The organism is Armatimonas sp. (genome assembly GCF_031410135.1).
Classification (GTDB): domain Bacteria; phylum Armatimonadota; class Armatimonadia; order Armatimonadales; family Armatimonadaceae; genus Armatimonas.
Genome location: NZ_JANNYP010000652.1, coordinates 1 through 3,869, shown reverse-complemented (window position 1 = coordinate 3,869; position 3,869 = coordinate 1). Strand labels below are relative to the sequence as shown.

The window sequence follows — 3,869 nt, the reverse complement described above, 5'->3', positions numbered from 1 at the left end:
CTCCTCCCAATCCTGGGAGGCGGATTGGGAGGAGGGGATTTTTATTCCTTCGGGCTCCCCTTCCTCCCGTAGGTCTCGGGAGGAAGGGGGTGGGGGTAGGAGGGTACTGAGCAGCGCTTCGTGGCGGATGCGGGCTGCGGCGTAGGTTGCAGCGTGGGCGGGGTTGGGTGTGACGCGGTGGAGGATCTCGGGCAGGGGGGCGTCCTCAATCTTTCCCAAGCCCAGGCACTCGCGTGCCCAGAGAGCAGCCCCGCGTGATGAGGCTTCTTCCTCGCTGCTCACTAAAAGGGGCTCACCGAGCACATCGGCGAGAATTTGCTGCCAGTGTGGGGAGGCGAGCAAGCCCGCGCCGGTTCCAATCAGCTCGGCTGCGGGCGCAACGGGGCGCAGGAAGTCGCGCAGAGCGGCAAATCGGTAGGCGACGGCCTCCAGGTGCGCCTGAGCAATCGCATCCGGCGTGGTCGAGACACAGAGCCCGATAATCGCCGCCGTGAGATCGTCTCGCCAGAGCGGGGCACGCTCGCCTGCCAGAAACGGAAGCACGGTCAGGCCATGGCTATCGGGTGGGAGGGCCATCGGGTTCTCAGAGAGCTTGAGAGTCTGCTCCAGCCACGCCCAGACGGAGCCACCGTTGGTCAGTGCGCCACCTAAGGCACAGCGATTCGAATCCAGCTGGTAGCGCCAGAGGCCGGGCGGCAGAGGGGGGAGCTTGCCTGCGGGGGGCATGACGCGCATCGCCCCACTGGTGCCGATCATCAGGGCAAGGCGCTCAGGAGTCACGGCTCCACAGCCGAGATTAGATGCCATGCCATCTCCGACGGGCGGAAACCAGGAAAGCTGTGCGAGGTGCTTTGGCAAAAACGAAGAGCTTTGTGCGGAGACGGGCGCATCACAGATCGGGGGCAGAAGCGACTCCCACTCGGGGAGCCAGGCTTGCTTTGTCTGATCCCAGAGCCCCGATGCCGATGCCATGGATGTGGACTCGCCCGTGGCTCCAACCAGCTTATGCAGGATATAGGCGGCTGGCGTGAGAAACTGCTGGCACTTTGCAAACAAATCCGGCTGCGCCTCACGGAGCCAGGTGAGTCTGCCGTAGACAAAGCTGGTGTGCCACGGGCAGCCGGTTTTGTTGGGTAGCTCGGGCTGTTGTTCTTTGAGGCGGGCGACATGTCCCGCGCTCCGCCGATCGTTCCAGAGCAGCACGGGGGTGACCGCATCGCCGTTTCCGTCTACTCCCACGATGGAGTGCCAGAAGCAGCTCAGCCCGACTCCCAGAATCCAGCAGGCTTTGGGAGCTTTCTCGCGAGCTTCATCGGCGCAGGCAGCGACTTCACGCACCAGAGCATCGGCATCGAGGGTCGAGCCTCCGTCGCGCGTGATCTGAGGAGTGTGGCTAAGCTGAGAGGTAGCGCCCTCAATCGGCTTGCCCGTTTCTGCTTCATAAAGCCGTGCACGGGTGGAGGACGTTCCGAGATCAATGGTAAGAATCGCGTTCAAAGTGGGCGTCCCAAGCCTCGCTCTTTCGCCTTTTCATAGACCATGGCGGCGACGGCAATATCCTCCAGTGCCACGCCAAGTGACTTAAAAAGGGTAATGGAGTCATGGTGTGGTCGGCCCTTGGCTCGTCCCACGACAACCGCGGAGAGGGGAATGGCTTTCTTCCAGAGGAACTTTCGACGCTCGTGAGCGAAGAGAAGCTCTGCTGCCTCTGACTGAGCCTGGGTCAAGTCATCCACGGCCACGACATTGGCCCGAGAGACTGCCTCATCGTCTATTTCACGCGCCGAGAGCCTGTTGGCTCCCACAGCCGCCAGAAAGTCGCCCGGAGTGAGCCAGGCACCGCGTAAGAACGGCTCGTGGGCATTGGTCGCGGTGACGATCACCTTGGCGTTGCGAACCGTGGCTTCCGGGCTCTCCATTGAGGTGAAGCGCACACCGAGCTGAGCGGTCATACGCTGGCAGAAATCCTGTCGTCGCAGAAGGTTCGGGCTGTAGATTTGCACCTCGCGGAGGTTTGGTAGCATGTTGACCAGAGCCTCAGCCTGCGTCTCCGCCTGAAAGCCTGTCCCAAAGAGAGCCGCGATGGGGGTATCCGTTCGAGCCATGTACTTGATCGCGAGACCCGTGGCCGCTCCCGTACGTATCTGACCGAGGCGATTGGCCTCAAGAAAAGCGAGGAGCTCCCCCGTCTCAGAAGAAAAGAGCTGGACATAGAAGCGCGTACCGTCTGCAAAAGATGTATAGGTCTTGGTGCCCATGACTCCCAGTACGGGAAGGGCGGCTGCCATGTGGTGCAAGACGCCGCTGGGGAGAAAGATCCGCTGGCGCGGCTGGTTGAGTGCATCCGCTTGGGCTTGAGCCAAAAAGGCTGTCTCAAGAGCCGCAATGGCGTCAGGCATCGTCAGAACTGCAAGGACGTCTTCTTCCGTCAAAAAGAGAGGCATAGGAACAATTATACAGGCTCTCCGGCGAGATAAGAACCCCTTGCCAGAAAGCCTCCGTCCACCGCGAGGCACTGGCCAGTGATATGCCGCGCGGCGGGCAAGCAGAAAAACGCCACGGCGGCAGCAATGTCTTCGGGCTCAGCGATCCGTCCCAGTGGTGTGCTGGCGAGCACCCGTGCCAGACGCTCCGGGTCATCCAGCACGGGCTGTGCAAGCGGCGTTTTTGTGTAAAACGGGTTGACGGAGTTCACGCGAACCCCCACACCTGCCCACTCCACAGCCAGATAGCGCGTGAGCTGATCCAGCGCTGCCTTGCTCATGGCGTAGGCCACCCCCGTTCCAATCGCCACGTTCCCGGCCACCGAGCCAATATTGACAATACAGCCTCTGCTCTCAGCAAGGCTTGCCTGTGCCGCTTTGCACAAACCCAGCGCTGCAGTCAAATTCGTCGTCAGCACCGTCTCGATCTCCGCCTCCGAGAGCATTAGCGTGGGCTTGCGGACGTTCGTCCCGACATTGTTGACCAGAATCTCCAGCCCTCCGAGTTTTTCGCACGCCGCCGAAATCACCCGATCCGCCGCGCCGTCTTCGGAAATATCCGCGCTAATATCGGCTCCCGAGCGTGCCACCGTCAGCACCGTCGCGCCGAGGCCCCGCAGCTCCGCGACAACGGCCGCCCCAATCCCACGGGTTCCGCCGGTCACCAGCGCTCTCTGACCATCCACTCGCCATCGCTTCATAGCGGCTATTCTATCGTCGTTTTTTCACGAGGCGAAACACGAGCCAGCCCACAAGTCCGAGGGGCAATGCCCACGGAACCAGCGCGACGATGAAGAGCAGAAGGCCGACAAAGAAGGCTTTAAGCGCATCCAGGGAGCCGCCAAAGCTCCGCGAGACTTGTGTGGCAAGGGTGGGTGGGCCTTCGGGGACGAAGTTTTTGACTTCTCTCAAGGTAATCGTGATGGTCGATAGATCGGTCTGGTTGGTCAGGTAGCGCAGGCGGCCCTCGATCCGCTCGATCTCGTCGCGCACTCGGCTCAGCTCTTTCTCGACCGTGAGGACTTCGGTGAGCTTTCCGGTGGCTTTCTGGAGCAGCTCGATCAGGCGGGTCTCCTCGATCTTTTTGTTCTTGAGCCGCGCGGCGACATCGTAGAACTCCTCGCTCACATCGTCGGCCTTGCGGGAGCTGCTCTGAAGCTCCCCGAGGGCGGGGAGGGCTTTCAAGAACGCATCGAACTTCTCGGCAGGGAGGCGCACTGTCCAAGAACCCTCCCGCGTCTCACCGCGCACGCCGGTTCGGTTGGCGTTGCTGACGTAGCCTCCGAACTCCTTTGCTCGGCTCTCCAGGGCCTCGCTTGCTTTGTCCAGATCCTCACAGACGAGCGTGACCTCGCCAGTGAAGATAATCTTGCGCGGCATGGCCGG

Annotated in this window: 4 protein-coding genes; all 4 read right to left on the bottom strand. The window is 61.7% G+C overall.

What is annotated here, in order from left to right; all coding sequences use genetic code 11:
- Positions 1-1,497: FGGY family carbohydrate kinase (locus tag RMO15_RS23875; protein ID WP_309718388.1), on the bottom strand; the 1,497-nt coding region annotated here is incomplete at its 3' end.
- Complete coding sequence (locus RMO15_RS23870) at positions 1,494-2,444, bottom strand: ornithine cyclodeaminase family protein (RefSeq protein WP_309718382.1); 951 nt, start codon at positions 2,442-2,444, stop codon at positions 1,494-1,496. The genes RMO15_RS23870 and RMO15_RS23875, both read right to left, overlap by 4 nt.
- Before the next feature lie 8 nt (positions 2,445-2,452).
- Positions 2,453-3,184 carry an SDR family oxidoreductase gene (locus tag RMO15_RS23865; RefSeq protein WP_309718378.1) on the bottom strand — a complete coding sequence of 244 codons (732 nt, stop codon included), beginning with the start codon at positions 3,182-3,184 and terminating at the stop codon, positions 2,453-2,455.
- Positions 3,185-3,194: 10 nt separating this feature from the next.
- Positions 3,195-3,869, bottom strand: a 675-nt coding sequence (locus RMO15_RS23860; protein ID WP_309718376.1) for a DUF4349 domain-containing protein, incomplete at its 5' end; no start/stop codon positions are given.